Origin of the sequence: Klebsiella sp. G-Nf4 (assembly GCF_002810615.1) — a bacterium.
Taxonomy (GTDB): Bacteria; Pseudomonadota; Gammaproteobacteria; order Enterobacterales; family Enterobacteriaceae; genus Klebsiella; species Klebsiella variicola.
In genome coordinates, this window is sequence record NZ_PION01000002.1 from 156,570 (window position 1) to 174,823 (window position 18,254).

Annotated in this window: 21 protein-coding genes and 1 riboswitch; of the genes, 17 read left to right on the top strand and 4 right to left on the bottom strand. The window is 60.7% G+C overall.

What is annotated here, in order from left to right; all coding sequences use genetic code 11:
• Window positions 1-3: 3 nt before the first annotated feature.
• Genes pduD through pduA form a run of 4 tightly spaced genes read right to left on the bottom strand, consistent with a single transcriptional unit; the run spans window position 4 to window position 3,471 of the window.
• Entirely contained in the window at window positions 4-684 is a 681-nt protein-coding gene (gene pduD / locus CWM57_RS06855) for a propanediol dehydratase medium subunit PduD (RefSeq protein ID WP_074387680.1), read from the bottom strand.
• Between the two features lie 10 nt (window positions 685-694).
• Entirely contained in the window at window positions 695-2,359 is a 1,665-nt protein-coding gene (gene pduC / locus CWM57_RS06860; RefSeq protein ID WP_074387681.1) for a propanediol dehydratase large subunit PduC, read from the bottom strand.
• A gap of 18 nt (window positions 2,360-2,377) precedes the next feature.
• Window positions 2,378-3,190, bottom strand: coding sequence for a propanediol utilization microcompartment protein PduB (gene pduB / locus CWM57_RS06865; protein WP_100631318.1), 813 nt, complete (start codon window positions 3,188-3,190; stop codon window positions 2,378-2,380).
• Window positions 3,187-3,471 carry a propanediol utilization microcompartment protein PduA gene (gene pduA, locus CWM57_RS06870; protein WP_002915737.1) on the bottom strand — a complete coding sequence of 95 codons (285 nt, stop codon included), beginning with the start codon at window positions 3,469-3,471 and terminating at the stop codon, window positions 3,187-3,189. The genes pduB and pduA overlap by 4 nt, the downstream gene beginning before the upstream one ends.
• 523 nt (window positions 3,472-3,994) lie before the next feature.
• On the opposite strand from pduA, the gene pduF reads away from it, so the two are divergent.
• The 17 genes from pduF to CWM57_RS06955 all read left to right on the top strand — a co-directional run bounded on the left by pduF (window position 3,995) and on the right by CWM57_RS06955 (window position 18,247).
• Window positions 3,995-4,804 (top strand): propanediol diffusion facilitator PduF, encoded by an 810-nt coding sequence (gene pduF / locus CWM57_RS06875; protein ID WP_100631320.1) that lies wholly within the window; start codon window positions 3,995-3,997, stop codon window positions 4,802-4,804.
• Window positions 4,805-5,006: 202 nt separating this feature from the next.
• Complete coding sequence (gene pocR / locus CWM57_RS06880; protein ID WP_032736359.1) at window positions 5,007-5,918, top strand: transcriptional regulator PocR; 912 nt, start codon at window positions 5,007-5,009, stop codon at window positions 5,916-5,918.
• 280 nt (window positions 5,919-6,198) lie between these two features.
• A riboswitch (cobalamin riboswitch) is annotated at window positions 6,199-6,377 on the top strand.
• Window positions 6,378-6,469: 92 nt separating this feature from the next.
• Window positions 6,470-7,846 carry a cobyrinate a,c-diamide synthase gene (locus CWM57_RS06885; protein ID WP_100675819.1) on the top strand — a complete coding sequence of 459 codons (1,377 nt, stop codon included), beginning with the start codon at window positions 6,470-6,472 and terminating at the stop codon, window positions 7,844-7,846.
• Window positions 7,843-8,802 (top strand): adenosylcobinamide-phosphate synthase CbiB, encoded by a 960-nt coding sequence (cbiB, locus tag CWM57_RS06890; protein ID WP_100675820.1) that lies wholly within the window; start codon window positions 7,843-7,845, stop codon window positions 8,800-8,802. Before CWM57_RS06885 ends, cbiB begins: the two co-directional genes overlap by 4 nt.
• A gap of 10 nt (window positions 8,803-8,812) precedes the next feature.
• Entirely contained in the window at window positions 8,813-9,448 is a 636-nt protein-coding gene (locus tag CWM57_RS06895) for a cobalt-precorrin-8 methylmutase (RefSeq protein ID WP_100675821.1), read from the top strand.
• Window positions 9,445-10,584 (top strand): cobalt-precorrin-5B (C(1))-methyltransferase CbiD, encoded by a 1,140-nt coding sequence (gene cbiD / locus CWM57_RS06900; protein WP_100675822.1) that lies wholly within the window; start codon window positions 9,445-9,447, stop codon window positions 10,582-10,584. The genes CWM57_RS06895 and cbiD overlap by 4 nt, the downstream gene beginning before the upstream one ends.
• Window positions 10,578-11,183, top strand: a complete 606-nt coding sequence (locus tag CWM57_RS06905; RefSeq protein WP_100631324.1) for a cobalt-precorrin-7 (C(5))-methyltransferase — start codon at window positions 10,578-10,580, stop codon at window positions 11,181-11,183. The genes cbiD and CWM57_RS06905 overlap by 7 nt, the downstream gene beginning before the upstream one ends.
• Window positions 11,173-11,742 carry a decarboxylating cobalt-precorrin-6B (C(15))-methyltransferase gene (locus CWM57_RS06910; protein ID WP_072125682.1) on the top strand — a complete coding sequence of 190 codons (570 nt, stop codon included), beginning with the start codon at window positions 11,173-11,175 and terminating at the stop codon, window positions 11,740-11,742. Before CWM57_RS06905 ends, CWM57_RS06910 begins: the two co-directional genes overlap by 11 nt.
• The gene (locus CWM57_RS06915) at window positions 11,735-12,508 is read left to right on the top strand and encodes a cobalt-precorrin-4 methyltransferase (RefSeq protein WP_004149602.1); all 774 of its coding nucleotides are present in this window, start codon (window positions 11,735-11,737) and stop codon (window positions 12,506-12,508) included. The genes CWM57_RS06910 and CWM57_RS06915 overlap by 8 nt, the downstream gene beginning before the upstream one ends.
• A complete protein-coding gene (gene cbiG, locus CWM57_RS06920; protein ID WP_100631326.1) occupies window positions 12,489-13,544 on the top strand; it encodes a cobalt-precorrin 5A hydrolase in 1,056 nt (351 codons plus the stop codon). Before CWM57_RS06915 ends, cbiG begins: the two co-directional genes overlap by 20 nt.
• Window positions 13,544-14,269, top strand: coding sequence for a precorrin-3B C(17)-methyltransferase (locus CWM57_RS06925; RefSeq protein WP_100675823.1), 726 nt, complete (start codon window positions 13,544-13,546; stop codon window positions 14,267-14,269). Before cbiG ends, CWM57_RS06925 begins: the two co-directional genes overlap by 1 nt.
• Window positions 14,266-15,051, top strand: a complete 786-nt coding sequence (locus tag CWM57_RS06930; protein ID WP_074387690.1) for a cobalt-precorrin-6A reductase — start codon at window positions 14,266-14,268, stop codon at window positions 15,049-15,051. The genes CWM57_RS06925 and CWM57_RS06930 overlap by 4 nt, the downstream gene beginning before the upstream one ends.
• A 10-nt stretch (window positions 15,052-15,061) precedes the next feature.
• Window positions 15,062-15,856 (top strand): sirohydrochlorin cobaltochelatase, encoded by a 795-nt coding sequence (cbiK, locus tag CWM57_RS06935; RefSeq protein ID WP_074387691.1) that lies wholly within the window; start codon window positions 15,062-15,064, stop codon window positions 15,854-15,856.
• The gene (locus CWM57_RS06940; protein ID WP_074387692.1) at window positions 15,853-16,566 is read left to right on the top strand and encodes a cobalt-factor II C(20)-methyltransferase; all 714 of its coding nucleotides are present in this window, start codon (window positions 15,853-15,855) and stop codon (window positions 16,564-16,566) included. Before cbiK ends, CWM57_RS06940 begins: the two co-directional genes overlap by 4 nt.
• Window positions 16,563-17,300 (top strand): cobalt ECF transporter S component CbiM, encoded by a 738-nt coding sequence (cbiM, locus tag CWM57_RS06945; protein ID WP_074387693.1) that lies wholly within the window; start codon window positions 16,563-16,565, stop codon window positions 17,298-17,300. The genes CWM57_RS06940 and cbiM overlap by 4 nt, the downstream gene beginning before the upstream one ends.
• 1 nt (window position 17,301) lies before the next feature.
• Window positions 17,302-17,583 (top strand): energy-coupling factor ABC transporter substrate-binding protein, encoded by a 282-nt coding sequence (locus CWM57_RS06950; RefSeq protein WP_012967312.1) that lies wholly within the window; start codon window positions 17,302-17,304, stop codon window positions 17,581-17,583.
• On the top strand, window positions 17,570-18,247 hold the full coding sequence (locus CWM57_RS06955; protein ID WP_050887240.1) for an energy-coupling factor ABC transporter transmembrane protein: 678 nt from the start codon (window positions 17,570-17,572) through the stop codon (window positions 18,245-18,247). Before CWM57_RS06950 ends, CWM57_RS06955 begins: the two co-directional genes overlap by 14 nt.
• Window positions 18,248-18,254: the final 7 nt, after the last annotated feature.

Here is an 18,254-nt window from a genome sequence, read left to right on the forward strand (position 1 = left end):
TTGTTAAAGCGCCACGCGCAGTTCCTGCGGGTTTTTGCCGGTCACTACGTATTTGGTCTCTTTAATGTGCAAAATGGCCGACTTCGCCTGGTATTTGGGACGAGCCATCTGATCGTTGAGCGTCGGCACCGGCTGCGGCGACTCGCGTTTGGCGTAGCGCGCGGCGTTTTTGCCAATCTGGCGGTAGGTTTCCAGGGTCAGCAGCGGCGCCTGCGGGAAGAGTTCCAGATTGGAAAGCGGCGGCAGGCCCCGTTGGTGGATGACGGTGGTGCCTTTCGACTGAATACCGATCGAGATGCCGGAGCCGCTCAGGCGGTTGCCTTCCACCGCCACGAAGGCGACGTCAGAAGATTTAAAGCAGCGGATCACCCGGGCTTTGATGCCTTCTTCCTCAATGCCGGCGATCACTTCGCGCAGGATATTTTTATGCGGAATGCCGACGATATTGGCGGTTTGCGCCAGGCCAAAGGCGGGCCCGACGGCAATGATGACTTCATCCTGCTGTGTACCGGGTGTGGCTTCGCCGATTTCCGTCAGGAAGCTGTCGCTGGACACAGGAGCAACAGCGGCCGACGCGACAGAAGCGGCAGGCGCGCTAAAGGAGACCGGCTTATCTGCGCCTGTTTTCATCTCCACCAGCACCTCTTCGATAATCTGGCGCAGCAGCGTTTCGTTAATTTCCATTTTTTACCCCTTAGCCAAGTTCATTGGGATCGAGCGCGCCCGGGATATTTTTAATCTCTTCCCAACGCTCGCCTTGCAGGCGGTAGCCTGTTGCCGGACCGGCATAATCGTTCACGTCATTCACGGCCGAGAGCACCTGGCCCTCGCCGACGATAATGGCGGAGGTGTGCAGGTAGTCGCCGGTGAGCTTGGCTTTCTGAATATTGAGCATGTCCTGGGCGATATCGGGGAAGCCGCCTTTCGCCAGGGCTTTCACCACCTCCAGGCCGTTGCGGTTCTTGTTGATGATCTCCTGGGCAAACTTGATGTCCTCGACGATATTGCGCTCCGGCATATCTTTTGAACCGTGGGCGTAGGTGGCGGCTTCCACCTCTTCATCCGTAATTGGCGGCAAACCCATGCCGGCAAATACCGCCTGCAGCGCGCGGGCGGCTTTATTACGAATGGCGATCACGTCCTCTTCACGCACTGGCCGCAGGCCACCATCGACCTTCAGATCGCGCTGGATCACGTTGTAGTCGTCGAAGTCTTCGGCATCTTCGTTGGAACCGGCGAACATGTTGTCGTAGTTCGGCACCGCCGAGTAACCGGAGGAGATAAAGTCGGTGCCTGGCAGGAACTGCATTAGCAGGCGCGCGGTACGCCGCATATCCGAGTGGGTAAAGGTTTGATCGTTACTGGAGGCGCACTCCAGATCCAGCGCTGAGCAAATCAGGTTTTCCGCCAGTACGGCGCGGATCCCCGACGGCACGGCGGACGGCACGCCGATACAGCTGACGGAGCCATTCTGCAGGCCTTGCACCCCGGCGGCTTTGGTGATGTAGATGCAGCGCGCTTCGAGATAAAGCATCGATTTGCCTTCGGCATAACCCATCTGCACTTCAGAGCCGGAGCCGGAGGTAAAGCGCATTTTCAGGCCGCGCGAGGCGTAGGAGGAGGCGAGGAAGCCTTTCGACCACGGGGTGTCATCACCATCGGTAAACACCGGTTCCGTACCGTAGACCGAAATAGTTTCGGCATAGCAGGTGTGGCCCAGCATGCCCAGTTTCAGCTCGGTGGCTTCTTCCAGGGAACACTGGGTGAGGACGCCGGGGCGGCCTACCTGTGAACCGACCAGCAGGGCGATGGCGTTGAATGGCGCGTAGCGCGCCACGGCGACGGTGGTCTCCTGCTCGTCAAAGCCGCGCCATGCGCCTTCAGCGGCGTCGGCGGCAATCTGTACCGGGTTATCTTTGATATTGGTGACATGCGCCTGCTGGGACGGCGTGCGGCGGGCGCGCATTTTTTGCATCGCCATCATCATCTCGACCACGTTCATATGCGACACCACTTCGACGATTTTCGCCGGGGTCATCGCGGTGGTGAGCGGCACGATGTCGCTGCGTTTAACGTTCGGGTCGCAGAGCATATTGGCGAGCTTGACCGAATCCATGGCCATCACTTCTTCGGCACGCGCCAGATTGATGCCGTAGCGCGCGATAAAGTGGTCAATCAGGTCGAACTGGTCAACCGGTTTGCCGTCGAGTTCGGTCACCGCGCCGTTGACGATGCGAATAGAGGGTTTGGGATCGTTAGGGCTTTCCATCGCGATAAAGCCCTCTTCGATCCACTCCTTAACGAAACCATCCTGATTCACAGGGCGTTTCGCCAGTGCTTCAAATCTTTTCGATCTCATGAATCAGCCTCGCGGGTATTAAATGTAGGAGGGGCGATCGTTTTTCGGTTCGGCGCCCAGCGTCCCCAGTACGGTTTTGCCGATCTCCCGGGCGGAGATCACTGCCTGGCGCACCGCGCCGGAGTCGCCGGAAATCACCAGGATGGCTTCGTTGCTGAAGCTGGTGCCGCGGGCCGGTGAGCTGTAAGCCACCACTTCGACGTTGGCTGATTTCAGCGCGGTATCGGCCATCAGCACCCCGACAGACGCCGGTGCGCCGACGATAATCCCGCAGGCGCGGCCCAGCGGGGCGCCGAAGGCTTTTTCAAGGGCGTAGCTGGCGCGCGCGGTATACTGCAGCTCGATATGACCCGCCTCGTTGCCGTAAACATCGCCGAAGGTACGGTCCAGCTCTTTCAGCGCGACCTCAATCCCGCGTTTGACGTCGGAAACATCGTTCCCGCCCAGCACAATCAGCGAGCCATGGCCGGCGCCGCCTTTGGTGTCGCGTGGAAGTTCGATGCTGACCACTTCGGTGTTGGTGGCTTTGACCGCTTCATCGGCGGCCATAATGTGCGGCCCGGCGCCGGTGCGAGCGCCGAGGATGCCGATAGAGCGATAGCGTTTTTCAAGCTTCATGGCTTCCAGCAATGCGGCATCCACGTTGGCGATGACCAGCCCGAGGGTGTCGCCAATGGCGGTCCCGACAAATTCCGTTAAGCTGCAGCTTTTCTCTGCCATAGCCGTCTCTCCTGTGGGATGGGGGGTATCGGGAAGCGCCTGCTGCTCTGGTGTCGCCACACGGGCTATGACTTGCGCCATGATCTGTTCAACCAGCTCATTGCTGCTCATTGGCTATTCCCCTTCGGTAAGATTTTTTCAACATCGGTATGGGGGCGGGGAATGACGTGTACGGCTTTCACCTCGCCCACGTGGCGGGCTGCGGCGGCACCGGCGTCGGTAGCGGCTTTAACTGCCCCCACGTCGCCACGCACGATAACGGTCACCAGACCTGAACCGATCCTTTCATAGCCAACTAATAAGACGTTAGCCGACTTAACCATTGCGTCAGCGGCCTCTATGGCTGCGGTTAAGCCTTTGGTTTCTACCATTCCTAATGCTTCTTGTTGCATAAAGACCTCGCAGGGTATGTTCCAGTGAGAGAACTATATGGCGGGGCGGCGAAAAAGAATGGCTGAGTTGATAGTGTAGAGCGAAAAATAGTGGTTTTTATATAATAATAAATAGTCATGGTTTGTTTTATATTGTTGTTTTTATTGGTTTTTATTTTAATTATTAATGTGATTATCTTGCGGGTGCTGTTCCGTATTTACATTTTTAGGCGTGATTTTTTAAATTATTTTTGCTATGCGATATTTTGCGTGGTGTGATATTTGTTGGAAAATAAGTACTGCGCTTTTGCAATTTTTTATTATTGAGTTGGAAATAAAAATATCCCCTGAACGCCCGCCATTGCTGTATGGATTCGCGAGCAAATAGCAATAAATTGCTCTTCTTCAGCGATTTTACGCTGCCCGTTTTCAGCAGGATGCCAACACTTTGCTGCCGCCGGTTTCTATAGTGGGCCTCGCCGTACCCAAGGCGCCAGCGGATGGTTGGCTGGCCTGGACACGAACTTCGTCAAGAGGTGTCACAATGAATGGTTCTTTACGTGCGCAATGTATCGCCGAGTTTTTAGGCACCGGGCTGTTTCTGTTTTTTGGTATCTGCTGCCTGAGCGCTCTGAAGCTGGCTGGCGCCAGCCTGGGGCTGTGGGAGATCTGTATTATCTGGGGACTGGGTATTTCTCTGGCGGTTTACCTGACGGCCGGCATTTCGGGGGGGCATCTGAACCCCGCGGTCACCGTCGCCCTGTGGTTGTTTGCCTGCTTCCCGGGCAGAAAAGTGTTGCCCTATATCGTGGCCCAGGTCGCCGGCGCGTTTAGCGGCGCCGTGTTAGCCTGGATACTTTACAGCACCCTGTTTACGCAATTTGAAACGGTGCATCACATGGTACGTGGCAGCCTGGAAAGCCTGCAGCTGGCCAGTATCTTCAGTACCTACCCGGCGCCTGAGCTCAGCATCTGGCATGCGGCGCTGGTGGAGGTGGTGATCACTTCAATGCTGATGGGGATGATCATGGCGCTCACCGATGATGGCAATGGCGTACCCAAGGGCCCGCTGGCACCGCTGTTGATTGGCATTCTGGTGGCGGTGATCGGCGCCTCGACCGGGCCGCTTACCGGCTTTGCGATGAACCCGGCGCGTGATTTTGGCCCGAAATTATTTGCCTGGCTCGCCGGGTGGGGAGACATCGCGATGACTGGCGGAAGGGATATTCCCTATTTTATCGTGCCCATCATCGCGCCATTGCTGGGCGCCTGCCTCGGCGCCGCAATTTATCGTTTTCTCATCGCCAATAATCTTCCCTGCCATACCTGCGTTGAGGAGAAAAATACGCGTTAGCATCCAGTGAAAAATGTATTACTGAAATAGCAAAACTATTTCATGAACCGATATCACGAACCGCTCAAAAAGTCTCCCCGGGTTGGGAGACTTTTGTTATTGTCAATGCACTTTTTTATCGTCGAAGGAATCTGATGCTAAAAAAGGTAAATATGAAAAATATGTTTTATTTATAACAAAAAATTAACTGAGGGGTTTTATCATGATTTCTGCGAGTACCCTGAACTCAGAACTCATCAATAAAATCGCACAGGATTTTGCGCAAGCCACCAGTCTGGCGGTTGTGGTCGTCAATATTCACGGTGATGAGATTTCTGAACTGTTTAATTTCACGCCGTTTTGCCAACTCATGCGTCAGCACCCGGAGCACAGCGGACGCTGTCGCATGAGCGACCGCTGCGGCGGGCTGGAAGCCTCGAAAAATGACCAGCTGTGTATCTACCGCTGTCACGCGGGGTTAACCGATTTTTCCATCCCGCTGGTGATCGCCGGCCACCTCGTTGGCTTCGTGCTATGCGGCCAGGTGCGTCTGAGCAATGATATTGAACTGGTTGATATTCTGAACGTGGATGACCGCTGGCAGGACGATCCGGCGCTGGTCCAGGCGTTTCGCGATGTGCCTGAAATGGACTATTCGCGGGTTATCGCCTCGGCGGATCTGCTGAAGCTGATCGTCGAAAATTGCCTGAAAAAACAGCTCAACTTTGTGGTTATCAAAGATAACCCGCCGCAGAACGACCCGGCGCAGGCCAGCCGGGCGGCCTCGCCGCACGATGGCAAAATGAAGAAGGCGCTGCGCTATATCGACGCGCATCTCTCCGATGAGCTGCGTCTGGAGGACGTGGCGGCGCATGTCTATCTCAGCCCGTACTACTTCAGCAAACTGTTTAAAAAGTATCAGGGGATCGGCTTTAACGCCTGGGTCAATCAGCAGCGGATGGCGAGCGCAAAAGAGCTGCTATGCCACAGCGACTGGAGCATTGCCAGCATCGCGCGGAATTTAGGTTTTTCGCAAACCAGCTATTTTTGCAAAGTGTTTCGCCAGACCTATCAGGTCACGCCGCAGGCATTTCGTCAGCAAATTAATGCCGGATCACAAACTGAGTCTTTTTAAATGACAATATTTTGCTATTGCCGATTTTTGATATCCCGGAGTATCTTCATCATTATAAAATGAAAAAAACGACAGTAGAGCAATAAATTGTCATAGCGCAACAAAATAGTGATATTCGAGGGATAAACTACACCAGTTTTTATTTTTGTGATGGGATAGAGTGTCCGTTAATACTAGACTGATGAATATCACAACACCGCTTCACCTCGCTGACGTCATTTTGCAGGTGATGAGACGGTAAAAGTAAGCTTGAAACATTAATCGCGGATGCATGGCGCATCGGCGAATACAACCGACAGGTTCGACACCAGTTTGGTGTCAGGGAAGGGGGTGTAAATCCCCCGCAGCCCCCGCTGCTGTGATGCTGACGACCCCGCAAAAACCACTGATCGAAAGATTGGGAAGGGCGGGCGAGAACGAGGCTAAGCCAGAAGACCTGCCTGCCGGTAACTGACCAACAACTTCGGTGGGAAGTGGGTGGCTTAGCGGTGCGTGGTCGCAGGACCAGGCATGCGCGCAGCTATACCCCGACCACCTGAACAGGACAGGGTATGGCAACCAGGCATGCGTTTATTCTTGCGGGTACCGGCAGCGGTTGTGGCAAAACCACCGTTACGCTTGGCCTGCTCAGCTTGCTCCAACAGCGCGGTTTGCGGGTGCAACCCTGTAAGGTAGGGCCTGACTACCTGGACACCGCCTGGCATACCGCCATCAGCGGCATCGCCTCCCGCAATCTCGACAGCTTTATGCTTCCCTCCCCGATACTCAACGCGCTGTTTGCTGAACAACTGCAGCAGGCCGACATCGCGGTTATCGAAGGGGTGATGGGCCTGTATGACGGCTACGGCATCGACCCCAACTACTGCAGCAGCGCGGCGATGGCTAAACAGCTTGGCTGCCCGGTGATTTTGCTGGTGGATGGCAAAGCGGTGTCGACCTCCATCGCCGCCACGGTGATGGGCTTTCAACACTTTGATCCGGCCCTCAACATTGCTGGCGTTATCGTCAATCGGGTCAACAGCGACGCGCACTTCCAGCTGCTGAAAAGCGCCATTGAGCGCTACTGTCAGGTGCCAGTGCTCGGCTATGTGCCGCGCGTGGAAGGCGTGGCGCTGCCCGAACGGCATCTGGGGCTGGTGACCGCCCGCGAGTCGGTGGTCAATCAGCAGGCATGGCGGGATTTTGCCAGCCTGCTGGGGCGCACCCTCGACATAGACCGGCTGCTGGCCCTCAGCGAACTGGCCGCCATGCCGGCCGGCGAGTGGGGGGAACAGCTTGCCGCCGACGCCGGCGAAGGACTGACGCTGGCCCTCGCCGACGATGAGGCCTTCAATTTTTATTACCCCGATAACCTGGCGCTGCTGGCGCGCTGCGGCGTGAAGATGGTGCGCTTTAGCCCGCTGCGCGATCGCCATCTGCCGGCCTGCCAGATGATCTGGCTCGGCGGCGGCTACCCGGAGCTGCATGCGGCCGGGCTGTCCGCCAACCACGAGATGCTGGCGCAGCTTCGCGCGGCGCACCGGCGCGGAGTGGCGATCTACGCCGAGTGCGGCGGCCTGATGTATCTGGGCACGACCCTGGAAGTCACCGGCGGCGAGCGCTACGCCATGGCGGATATTATTCCTGGACACAGCCGAATGGGGACGCGTCTGACCCGGTTCGGCTACTGCGAAGCGCAGGCGCAGCAGCAGACGCTGCTGGCCGCTCCTGGCGAGTGGCTGCGCGGCCATGAATTTCATTACTCCGATTTTTCTCCCGCCACCCCTGCCGTACTGGCCTGCCGTAAACAGCGAGACGGTAAGACACTCCAGCAGTGGCCGGGAGGATGGCAATCCGGCAGCGCGTTTGCCAGCTATCTCCATGTCCACTTTGCCCAGCGCCCCACCATGCTCAACCACTGGCTGCGAGCGGCAAGGAGGGCGCAATGACTCTCCTCGCCTGGTGTGTGGCCTGGATACTTGATGTGCTCATTGGCGATCCGCCGCACTGGCCGCATCCGGTGCGCTGGATAGGTCGCCTGATCACCGTCAGCCAGCGTGTAGTGCGGCGCGTCTGCCATAGCGACCGGGCGCTGCGCATTGGCGGCGGAGTGATGTGGCTGGTGGTGACCGGCCTGACGTGGGGCGTGGCCTGGGGCGTACTGGCGCTGGCGCAAGGGATCCATCCCTGGCTGGGATGGCTGGTGGAGGTGTGGATGATCTTCACCGCGCTGGCGGGGCGCTGCCTGGCGCAGTCGGCGATGGCGGTGGCCCGGCCGCTGCAGGCCGGGGATCTCGCCGAAAGCCGGCATAAGCTCTCCTGGATTGTCGGGCGCGACACCTCTCAGCTCCAGCCAGCGCAGATCAACCGTGCGGTGGTCGAGACCGTGGCGGAAAACACGGTGGATGGCATTATCGCGCCGCTCTTTTTCCTGCTGCTGGGCGGCGCGCCGCTGGCCATGGCCTATAAAGCGGTCAACACCCTTGATTCCATGGTCGGCTATAAACACGAAAAATATCGGGCGATCGGCATGGTCAGCGCCCGTCTTGACGATGTGGCCAATTTCCTTCCCGCCCGGCTGAGCTGGCTGCTGCTCAGCCTTGCCGCAGTGCTATGCCGGGAAGATGGCGCCCGGGCGCTGCGGACAGGCTGGCGCGATCGTTATCAGCACAGCAGTCCTAACTGCGCCTGGCCGGAAGCGACCGTCGCCGGCGCGCTGGGGATCCGCCTTGGCGGCCCGAACGATTACTTCGGCCAGCGCGTTGAAAAGCCCTGGATAGGCGACGCCGTCCGCGACATCGCGGTGGACGATATTTCCCGAACCATTCGATTAATGTGGGTGGCGTCAACCCTGGCGCTGGCGCTATTTATCGGCGTGCGCTACTGGCTGGTCGGCGCGGCCTGAGGAGAACCTGATGCAGTACATCCAACAACCGCAGGCGATCGAGGCGAAAAGCTTCGACATCATCAGCGAGATCATCGCTGAAACGCGCCCGGACTACCGTTTTGCCAGCCCACTGCACGAGGCGATTATCAAGCGGGTGATCCACACCACCGCTGACTTCGACTGGCTGGATATTTTGTGGTTTTCTCCGGATGCCCTGATCGCGCTGAGCGAGGCGTTGAGCCGGCCCTGCACGCTGTATACCGATACCACCATGGCGTTGTCCGGGATCAACAAAACCCTGCTGGCCCGCTTTGGCGGCGAATGCCGTTGCTATATCAGCGACCCGCGGGTGGTGCGCGAGGCGCAAAGCCGGGGGATGACCCGTTCGATGGCGGCGGTGGATATTGCGGTGCAGGAGCCAGGGGAGAAAGTGTTCGTCTTCGGCAATGCGCCAACCGCGCTGTTTCGCCTGCTGGAACATCGCGAGACGGCCATCGGCGGCGTGGTGGGGGTACCGGTCGGGTTCGTCGGCGCGGCGGAGTCGAAAGCGGCGCTCAGCGAGAGTGGCCTGCCGGCTATCGCCGCGCTCGGCCGCAAAGGGGGAAGCAACGTGGCGGCAGCGATTGTGAACGCTCTGCTTTACCACCTGCAGGAGGCGCAATGAGCGACCAGACCTTTGACGCTCCGGTGTGGCATCACGGCAAAGCGCTGCGCAAGGGCTACACCACCGGCTCCTGCGCCACGGCGGCGGCAAAAGTGGCGGCGTTGATGGTGATGCGCCAGCATCTGATCCATCAGGTCTCGATCGTCACCCCCTCCGGCGTCACCTTGTGCCTGAACGTTGAGTCCCCGCACGTCGAAGGGCAGCAGGCGGTCGCCGCGATCCGTAAAGACGGCGGCGATGATGTCGACGCCACCCACGGCATGCTGATTTTTGCCCGGGTGACCCTCAATGACAGCGGAGAGATTAGCCTGCAGGGCGGCGAGGGCATCGGCACGGTGACCCGCAAAGGGATCGGTCTGCCGACAGGCAGTCCGGCGATAAACCGTACTCCGCGGCACACCATCGAGACCGCCGTTCGCGAAGCGATTGGCCCTTCCCGCGGCGCGCAGGTGGAGATCTTTGCCCCGGAAGGTGTACTTCGCGCGCAAAAAACCTATAACGCGCGGCTGGGTATCCTCGGCGGGATCTCGATTATCGGCACCACCGGGATCGTCACCCCGATGTCGGAAGAGAGCTGGAAGCGTTCGCTCTCCCTCGAGCTGGAGATAAAACGCGCCGCCGGGCTGGATCGCGTGGTGCTGGTGCCGGGCAACCACGGCGAGCGCTTTGTCCGCGAGCAGATGGGCATCGACCCGCAAGTGGTCGTCACCATGAGCAACTTCGTCGGCTACATGATTGAAGAGGCGGTCCGGCTCGGTTTCCGCCAGATTGTGCTCATCGGCCACCCCGGCAAACTGATCAAAATCGCCGCCGGGATCTTTCATACCCACAGCCATATCGCCGATGCGCGGATGGAAACCCTCGTTGCCCATCTGGCGCTGCTTGGCGCGCCGCTGCCGCTGCTGACGCTGGTCAGCGAGTGCGATACCACCGAAGCGGCAATGGAGCATATCGACGCCTGGGGATACCAGCGCCTCTATAACCATCTGGCTGAGCGTATCTGCCAGCGCGTTCTTGAGATGCTGCGCTTCACTCAGCAACCGCCCACCTGCGACGCGGTTCTGTTTTCGTTTGATAACCAGGTGCTGGGCAGCAGCCGTCCGCTGGAGGCGATTGCCCGGGAGCTGGCATGTTGACGGTCGTGGGGATGGGCCCGGCGGGGCTACACTGGCTGACCCCGGCCGCGCGCGAGGCGATCGGCGCCGCCGAGGCGCTGGTGGGCGGCAGCCGCCATCTCCAGCAGTTTCCCGCCTTCGCCGGCGAGCGCTTTGCGCTGGGGGCTGATATTCCGGCGCTGCTGGCGTGGATCGAGGCCCGCGCCGGGCGCCACGTCGTGGTGCTGGCCTCCGGCGATCCGCTGTTCTATGGCATTGGCACCCGGCTGATTGCCCACTTTGGCCGGGAACGAGTGCAGGTGATCCCCGGCATCAGCGCGGTGCAGTACCTCTGCGCCCGGGCGGGCATCGACATGAACGACATGTGGCTGACCAGCAGCCATGGCCGGGAGGTGAGCGTCGATGCGCTGGCCGCCCACCGGAAAGTCGCCATGGTGACCGACGGCCGCTGCGGACCGCGGGAGATTGCCGCCCAACTGACGGCCCGCGGCAAAGGCCATCGCTGGATGGTGATTGGCGAGAACCTGGCGATGGAAAACGAGCGGATCCACTGGCTGCCGGTCAGCGCTGTGGAGGACGAATATGAGATGAATGCGGTGGTGATCCTCGATGAAAGATGAGCTGTTTTTGCGCGGCGCCCAGGTGCCGATGACCAAAGAAGCCGTGCGCGCGCTGGCGCTGGCGAAGCTGGAGCTGCACCGGGCGCGCCATCTGATTGATATCGGCGCGGGCACCGGCAGCGTCAGCATTGAGGCTGCGCTGCAGAACCCGGCGCTACGGGTGACGGCGATTGAGCGTCAGGCCGACGCGCTGCGCCTGCTGGCGGACAACCGGCAGCGCTTTGGCTGCGACAACATCGCTATCGTGGCGGGCGTTGCGCCGCTGGCGGTCGCCGACAAAGCCGACGCTATCTTCATGGGCGGCAGCGGCGGCCACCTGACGGCGCTGATCGACTGGTCGCTGGCGCAGCTGCATCCCGGCGGCCGGCTGGTGATGACCTTTATTTTGCAGGAAAACCTTCATAGCGCCCTGGGGCACCTGCAGCAGTGCGGCATTCGCGAGGTGGACTGCCAGCAGCTGGCAGTCTCCACGCTGGCCACGCTGGGCAGCGGCCACTATTTCAAACCTCATAATCCCGTTTTTGTCATCGCCTGTCAGAAGGAAGAAAACCATGGCTGAGACTTTTGATCCCCATTGCGTGTGGTTCGTCGGCGCCGGTCCTGGCGATCGCGAACTGATTACTCTCAAAGGATACCGCCTGCTGCAGCAGGCGCAGGTGGTGATCTACGCCGGGTCGCTGATCAACACCGAGCTGCTGGCCTACTGTCCGCCACAGGCGGAGTGCCACGATAGCGCCGCGCTGCATCTGGAGCAGATCCTCGACCTGATGGAGGCGGGGGTGAAGGCGGGAAAAACGGTGGTGCGTCTGCAGACGGGCGATGTTTCGCTGTACGGCTCGGTGCGCGAACAGGGCGAAGAGCTGACCCGCCGCGGGATCCGCTGGCAGGTGGTGCCGGGCGTCAGCGCCTTCCTCGGCGCGGCGGCCGAGCTGGGGGTGGAGTACACGGTGCCCGAGGTATCGCAAAGTCTGATTATTACCCGTCTGGAAGGGCGCACGCCGGTTCCCGCGCGCGAACAGCTGGAGGCCTTTGCCAGTCATCAAACCTCCATGGCGATTTACCTGTCGGTGCAGCGTATTCACCGGGTGGCGGAGCGGCTAGTGGAGGGCGGCTACCCGGCGACCACCCCGGTTGCGGTGATCTACAAGGCCACCTGGCCGGAAAGCCAGACCGTCCGCGGTACCCTCGCGGACATCGGCGACAAAGTACGCGACGCCGGGATCCGCAAAACGGCGCTGATCCTGGTCGGTCCCTTCCTTGGCGATGAGTATCACTACTCAAAACTGTACGCAGCGGATTTTAGCCATGAATACCGTAAAGCCTGAATCCATTGCCCTGTTTTGCCTGACGCCCGGCGGCGTGCGGTTGGCAAAACGGCTGGCGGCCATGCTACCGCTCACCTGCTACACCAGCGAAGCGCTGCAGGAAGAGGGGTTTATCCCCTTCAATGGCGGCTTTGCCTGTGCAGCCCGCGAGGCGTTCAGCAGCTTCTCGGCGCTGATTTTTATCGGCGCCACCGGGATTGCCGTGCGGGTGCTGGCCCCGCTGGTGAATGACAAGTTCAGCGACCCGGCGGTGGTGGTGATTGATGAGCGCGCCCGGCACGTCATCAGCCTGCTCTCCGGCCATGCCGGGGGGGCGAACGCGCTGACCCGCTATCTGGCCGGGATGCTCGATGCCGACCCGGTGATCACCACGGCGACTGACGTCAACGAGCTGGCCGCTCTCGACACGCTGGCCTTCCAGCTGAACGCCAGGATGACCGATTTTCGCGCGGCGGTGAAAACCGTCAACCAGATGCTGGTGAGCGGTAAGCGGGTGGGGCTGTGGTGCGACGCTGAATTTACCGAGGCGCTAAGCCGGTGCGACCAACGCGGCTTTATCCCGGTAAGCGACCTGGCGCGCTTGCCGGCGCTCGACGCGCTGATCTGCGTCACCCTGCGCCGGTCGCTGCCGCCGCTGCCGGTACCTCACTGGAAGCTGGTGCCCCAGCGGGTGGTGGCGGGGATCGGCTGTCGGCGCGACACCCCCTGTTCCCTGCTCTGTACGTTGCTGGATCGCCAGCTTGCCGCTCAGCGTCTTGACCCGCTGGCGCTGAAAGCGATTGGCAGCGTGAGCCTGAAGGCAAACGAGCCGGGGTTGCGCCAGTTGGCTCACCGCTGCCGGGTGCCGTTCGAAACCTTCAGCGCCGAGGCGCTGCGCGAGCACGAGCACCGCTTTCCGGCCTCGTCTTTTGTCCGGGAGACGGTCGGCGTCGGCAGCGTCTCCGGCCCGGTGGCCTGGCTGCTGAGTCAGGGAAACCTGTCCGGCGAAACCCTGCGCGAGCAGGGCGTGACCATTACTTTGGGAGTAACACACTGATGTTAAGCGTAATCGGAATTGGCCCTGGCTCGCAGGCGATGATGACCATGGAAGCCGTGGAGGCCCTGCAGGCGGCAGAGATTGTGGTGGGCTACAAGACTTACACCCACCTGGTAAAAGCCTTTACCGGCGACAAGCAGGTGATCAAAACCGGCATGTGTAAAGAGATTGAGCGCTGCCAGGCCGCCATTGAGCTGGCGCAGGCCGGGAACAACGTTGCGCTGATCAGCAGCGGCGACGCCGGCATCTACGGCATGGCGGGGCTGGTGCTGGAGCTGGTCAATAAGCAGCAGCTGGACATTGAGGTCCGTCTGATCCCAGGGATGACGGCGAGTATCGCCGCCGCCTCGCTGCTCGGCGCGCCGCTGATGCATGATTTCTGCCATATCAGCCTCAGCGATCTGCTGACGCCGTGGTCAGTGATTGAAAAACGCATTGTCGCCGCAGGGGAAGCAGACTTCGTTATCTGTTTTTACAACCCCCGCAGCCGCGGCCGCGAAGGGCATCTGGCGCGCGCCTTTGCGCTGCTGGCGGCCAGCAAAAGCCCGGACACGCCGGTCGGCGTAGTCAAATCCGCCGGGCGCAAAAAGCAGGAGAAATGGCTGACCACCCTCGGAGAGATGGATTTTGCCCCGGTGGATATGACCAGTCTGGTCATCGTCGGCAACAAAGCGACTTACATCGACAACGGTCTGATGATCACCCCGCGAGGCTACACGCTGTGAACCACGGCGACGTGCTGGTTATCGGGGGCACCAGCGATGCGCGGTCAATCTGCCAGCAGCTGGACGCCGCTGGCGTGCGCTACACCCTGTCGGTGGCGACCCCCACCGGCGAGCGGCTGGCCGGCGATATCCGCGGGCGGATACGCTGCGGGCGCATGGAGTGGCAGCAGATGGCGGAGTGGCTGAGGGCGCAGCGCACCCGCTGGGTGATCGACGCCTCTCACCCCTACGCCGAGGTGGTCAGCCAGAATATTGTGCGCGCCTGCGCCAGCACCGGGGTCCTGCTCAGCCGCTATCAAAGACCGGAGCAACTGAGCGATCTGCACCATCCGTTACTTCACGTGGTCGGCGACCTGAACGAGGCCTGCGCGGTGGCTCGTCGCCTCGGTGAGCGGATCCTGCTGACCACCGGCAGCAAAGATCTGGCGGCCTGGCGGGCGGGACTGGCGGAGAAAACGCTGCTCGCCCGGGTGCTGCCGGTGCCAGAGGTGGTTCAGCACTGTAGCGATCTGGGGTTTGGCGTCGGGGAAATCTTTGCCCTCTGCGGGCCGTTCAGCGCCGAATTTAACGCCGCCTTTTATCGCCAGTGCCGGGCTGATGTTGTGGTAACGAAAGCCTCGGGCGCGGAAGGGGGCTATCAGGAAAAAGTACAACCCTGTCTTGATGCGGGGATCCCCTGCATCGTCATTACCCGCCCGGCGCCGCTGGTGAAGGGCGATGAATTACTGGAAAGCCAGGCCGATTTCGCTGCGCGGCTGACGCGCTGGCTGTCGGCGACTTGAGGAACAGGATATGAAAAAAGCACTTCTGGTGGTGAGCTTCGGCACCAGCTATCACGACACCCGTGAGAAGAACATTACCGCCTGCGAGCGCGATCTGGCCGCCAGCTGCCCGGACCGCACGCTGTTCCGCGCCTTCACCTCGGGGATGATTATTCGCAAACTGCGGCAGCGCGACGGTATCCATATCGATACCCCCCTGCAGGCCCTGCAAAAGCTGGCCGAGCAGGGGTATCAGGATGTGGCGATCCAGTCCCTGCACATTATCAACGGCGACGAGTACGAGAAGATCGTTCGCGAAGTGCAGAGCATGCGCCCGCGCTTTCAGCGTCTGACGCTGGGCGTGCCGCTGCTGAGCGGACATAGCGATTATGTTCAGCTGATGCAGGCACTGCGCCAGCAGATGCCGCCGCTGGCGGCGACGGAGCGAGTGGTGTTTATGGGGCACGGCGCCAGCCACCACGCTTTCGCGGCCTACGCCTGTCTGGATCATATGATGGCGGTGCAGGGTTTTCCGGCGCGGGTGGGGGCGGTGGAAAGCTATCCCGAAGTGGACATCGTCATTAACGAACTCTCCCGCCAGGGCGTGACCGGCGTACATCTGATGCCCCTGATGCTGGTGGCCGGCGATCATGCCATTAATGATATGGCCTCCGACGAAGACGATTCGTGGAAAACCCGCTTCAATGCCGCCGGCATCCCCGCCACGCCGTGGCTGAACGGGTTAGGGGAGAATCCGGCGGTGCGGGCGATGTTTGTTGCCCATCTGCAGCAGGCGCTGAACGACGCGATGGAGAAAGCAGCATGAGCGGCAAACTCTACGCCCTGAGCACCGGGCCGGGGGCGGCCGATCTGATCACCGTGCGTGCGGCGCGGATCCTCGGCCAGCTGGATGTGCTGTATGCGCCAGCCGGCCGCAAAGGCGGCGACAGCCTGGCCCTCTCCATCGTGCGCGAGTACCTTGGCGCACACACGGAGGTCCGCTGCTGCCATTTTCCGATGAGCGCCGACAGCGCGGAAAAAGAGGCGGTGTGGAATGACGTCGCCGCGGCGCTGGCCCAGGAGGTGGCGGCGGGCAGGCAGGTCGGGTTTATCACCCTCGGCGACGCCATGTTGTTCAGCACCTGGGTCTTTCTGCTGCAGCGGATTGGCTGCCCCGACTGGCTGGAGATTGTCCCTGGCGTTACCTCCTTCGCCGCCATTGCCGCGCGGGCGAAAACCCCGCTGGCCATGGAACAGCAGTCGCTGGCGGTGATCTCCTGCACTGCACCGGAAGCGGACATTGCCGCGGCGCTGCGCCAGCATGACAGTCTGGTGCTGATGAAAGTCTACGGCCGCTTCGCCCGCATTAAGGCGCTGCTGGCGCAGGCGGGGCTGCTGGATGCGGCGCTGATGATGTCAGAGGCGACCCTGCCGGGCGAGCAGTGCTGGCGCCGTCTGCGCGAGGTCAGTGATGACCAGCCGCTGCCCTATTTCTCGACCATCCTGGTTAACAAACAGTGGGAGGACGCGCAATGAATCAGGTGAAATCGCTGAAGCAGCTTTCGTACGGGGGGTTGGCGGCCGCTATTCTGCTGATCATCGTCCCGCAGGAGGCGTTCGCCATGCATATCATGGAGGGATTTTTGCCGCCGATGTGGGCGCTGGCGTGGTGGCTGCTATTTTTACCCTGCCTGTGGTACGGCCTGGTGCGCCTGCGGCGTATCGTCCAGGAGGAGAGCAATCAGAAGGTGCTGCTGGCCCTCTGCGGGGCGTTTATTTTTGTTCTTTCGGCGCTGAAGATCCCGTCGGTGACCGGCAGCTGTTCGCACCCGACCGGCGTCGGTCTGGCGGTGATCCTCTTCGGGCCGGGCGTGGTGGCGGTGCTGGGGGCGATCGTTCTGCTGTTCCAGGCGCTGCTGCTGGCGCATGGCGGCCTGACCACCCTTGGCGCTAACGGGATGTCGATGGCGGTGATCGGCCCGATGGTCGGCTATCTGGTGTGGAAGCTGGCCTGCCGGGCGGGGATCCGTCGCGATGTCGGGGTCTTTCTCTGCGCGATGCTGGCGGATCTGATGACCTATTTTGTCACCTCCGTCCAGCTCGGGGTGGCTTTCCCCGATCCGGCCACCGGGGCAGGCGGATCGATCGTCAAGTTTATGGGGATCTTCTGCCTGACGCAGATCCCGATCGCCATCGCGGAAGGATTGCTCACCGTGATGATCTACGATCAACTGACCAAACGGCGGCTGATCGCCGCGGAGGGACATTAATATGAAAAAGACGCTGATCCTGTTAGCGATGGTAGTTGCCCTGATGATCCTGCCATTTTTTATTAACCACGGCGGCGAGTTTGGCGGCTCGGACGGTGAAGCGGAGAGCCAGATCCAGGTGGTGGCGCCAGATTATCAACCCTGGTTCCAGCCGCTGTACGAACCGGCGAGTGGCGAGATTGAGAGCCTGCTGTTTACCCTGCAGGGCTCGCTGGGCGCGGCGGTGATTTTCTACATTCTCGGCTATGCGAGGGGCAGGCAGCGCCGTGATGACCGGGTTTGACCGACTCAGCTACCAGAGCCGCTGGTTGCAGGTGGCGCCAGAGCGGAAGTTTCTGCTCTGGCTGCTGCTGATGGTGCTGGCCTTTACGCTGCCGGCGTGGGGCCAGGCGCTGACGCTGGCGCTGACCGCCGCGCTGACCTGCTGGCTGCTGCGGGTCTCATTCTGGCGCTGGTGCCGGTGGATGGCGCTGCCCTTTGGCTTTTTGCTGGTCGGCGTGCTGACCATTCTGTTTAGCATCAGCCGCGACCCGCAGATGCTGTTAGCGAGCTTTCGGCTGGGCGCTTTCTCGATAGGGATTTCCGCCCAGGGGCTGGCCGTGGCCGGGGAGACCTTCTGGCGCAGCCTGGCGGCGATGGCGGCCACGCTCTGGCTGGTGCTTAATCTGCCTTTCCCGCAGCTGATTATCTTACTCAAGCGCGGTCGCGTACCGCGACTGTTGACGGAGCAGATCCTGCTGACCTGGCGCTTCATTTTTATTCTGTTAGACGAGGCGATGGCGATTCACCGCGCGCAAACCCTGCGTTTTGGCTATGGTAGCGTGCCGCAGGGCTATCGCTCGCTGGCGATGCTGGTGGGACTGCTGTTCACCCGCGTCCTCCTGCGCTATCAGCAGATGAGCACGGCGCTGGATATCAAATTGTACCAGGGTGATTTTCACCTCTAAGGATAAG

Excerpts from the sequence above, each read along its gene's own strand:
- pduD (WP_074387680.1), bottom strand. The coding sequence starts at position 684 with ATGGAAATTAACGAAACGCTGCTGCGCCAGATTATCGAAGAGGTGCTG.
- pduC (WP_074387681.1), bottom strand. The coding sequence starts at position 2,359 with ATGAGATCGAAAAGATTTGAAGCACTGGCGAAACGCCCTGTGAATCAG.
- pduB (WP_100631318.1), bottom strand. The coding sequence starts at position 3,190 with ATGAGCAGCAATGAGCTGGTTGAACAGATCATGGCGCAAGTCATAGCC.
- pduA (WP_002915737.1), bottom strand. The coding sequence starts at position 3,471 with ATGCAACAAGAAGCATTAGGAATGGTAGAAACCAAAGGCTTAACCGCA.
- pduF (WP_100631320.1), top strand. The coding sequence starts at position 3,995 with ATGAATGGTTCTTTACGTGCGCAATGTATCGCCGAGTTTTTAGGCACC.
- pocR (WP_032736359.1), top strand. The coding sequence starts at position 5,007 with ATGATTTCTGCGAGTACCCTGAACTCAGAACTCATCAATAAAATCGCA.
- CWM57_RS06885 (WP_100675819.1), top strand. The coding sequence starts at position 6,470 with ATGGCAACCAGGCATGCGTTTATTCTTGCGGGTACCGGCAGCGGTTGT.
- cbiB (WP_100675820.1), top strand. The coding sequence starts at position 7,843 with ATGACTCTCCTCGCCTGGTGTGTGGCCTGGATACTTGATGTGCTCATT.
- CWM57_RS06895 (WP_100675821.1), top strand. The coding sequence starts at position 8,813 with ATGCAGTACATCCAACAACCGCAGGCGATCGAGGCGAAAAGCTTCGAC.
- cbiD (WP_100675822.1), top strand. The coding sequence starts at position 9,445 with ATGAGCGACCAGACCTTTGACGCTCCGGTGTGGCATCACGGCAAAGCG.
- CWM57_RS06905 (WP_100631324.1), top strand. The coding sequence starts at position 10,578 with ATGTTGACGGTCGTGGGGATGGGCCCGGCGGGGCTACACTGGCTGACC.
- CWM57_RS06910 (WP_072125682.1), top strand. The coding sequence starts at position 11,173 with ATGAAAGATGAGCTGTTTTTGCGCGGCGCCCAGGTGCCGATGACCAAA.
- CWM57_RS06915 (WP_004149602.1), top strand. The coding sequence starts at position 11,735 with ATGGCTGAGACTTTTGATCCCCATTGCGTGTGGTTCGTCGGCGCCGGT.
- cbiG (WP_100631326.1), top strand. The coding sequence starts at position 12,489 with ATGAATACCGTAAAGCCTGAATCCATTGCCCTGTTTTGCCTGACGCCC.
- CWM57_RS06925 (WP_100675823.1), top strand. The coding sequence starts at position 13,544 with ATGTTAAGCGTAATCGGAATTGGCCCTGGCTCGCAGGCGATGATGACC.
- cbiK (WP_074387691.1), top strand. The coding sequence starts at position 15,062 with ATGAAAAAAGCACTTCTGGTGGTGAGCTTCGGCACCAGCTATCACGAC.
- CWM57_RS06940 (WP_074387692.1), top strand. The coding sequence starts at position 15,853 with ATGAGCGGCAAACTCTACGCCCTGAGCACCGGGCCGGGGGCGGCCGAT.
- cbiM (WP_074387693.1), top strand. The coding sequence starts at position 16,563 with ATGAATCAGGTGAAATCGCTGAAGCAGCTTTCGTACGGGGGGTTGGCG.
- CWM57_RS06950 (WP_012967312.1), top strand. The coding sequence starts at position 17,302 with ATGAAAAAGACGCTGATCCTGTTAGCGATGGTAGTTGCCCTGATGATC.
- CWM57_RS06955 (WP_050887240.1), top strand. The coding sequence starts at position 17,570 with ATGACCGGGTTTGACCGACTCAGCTACCAGAGCCGCTGGTTGCAGGTG.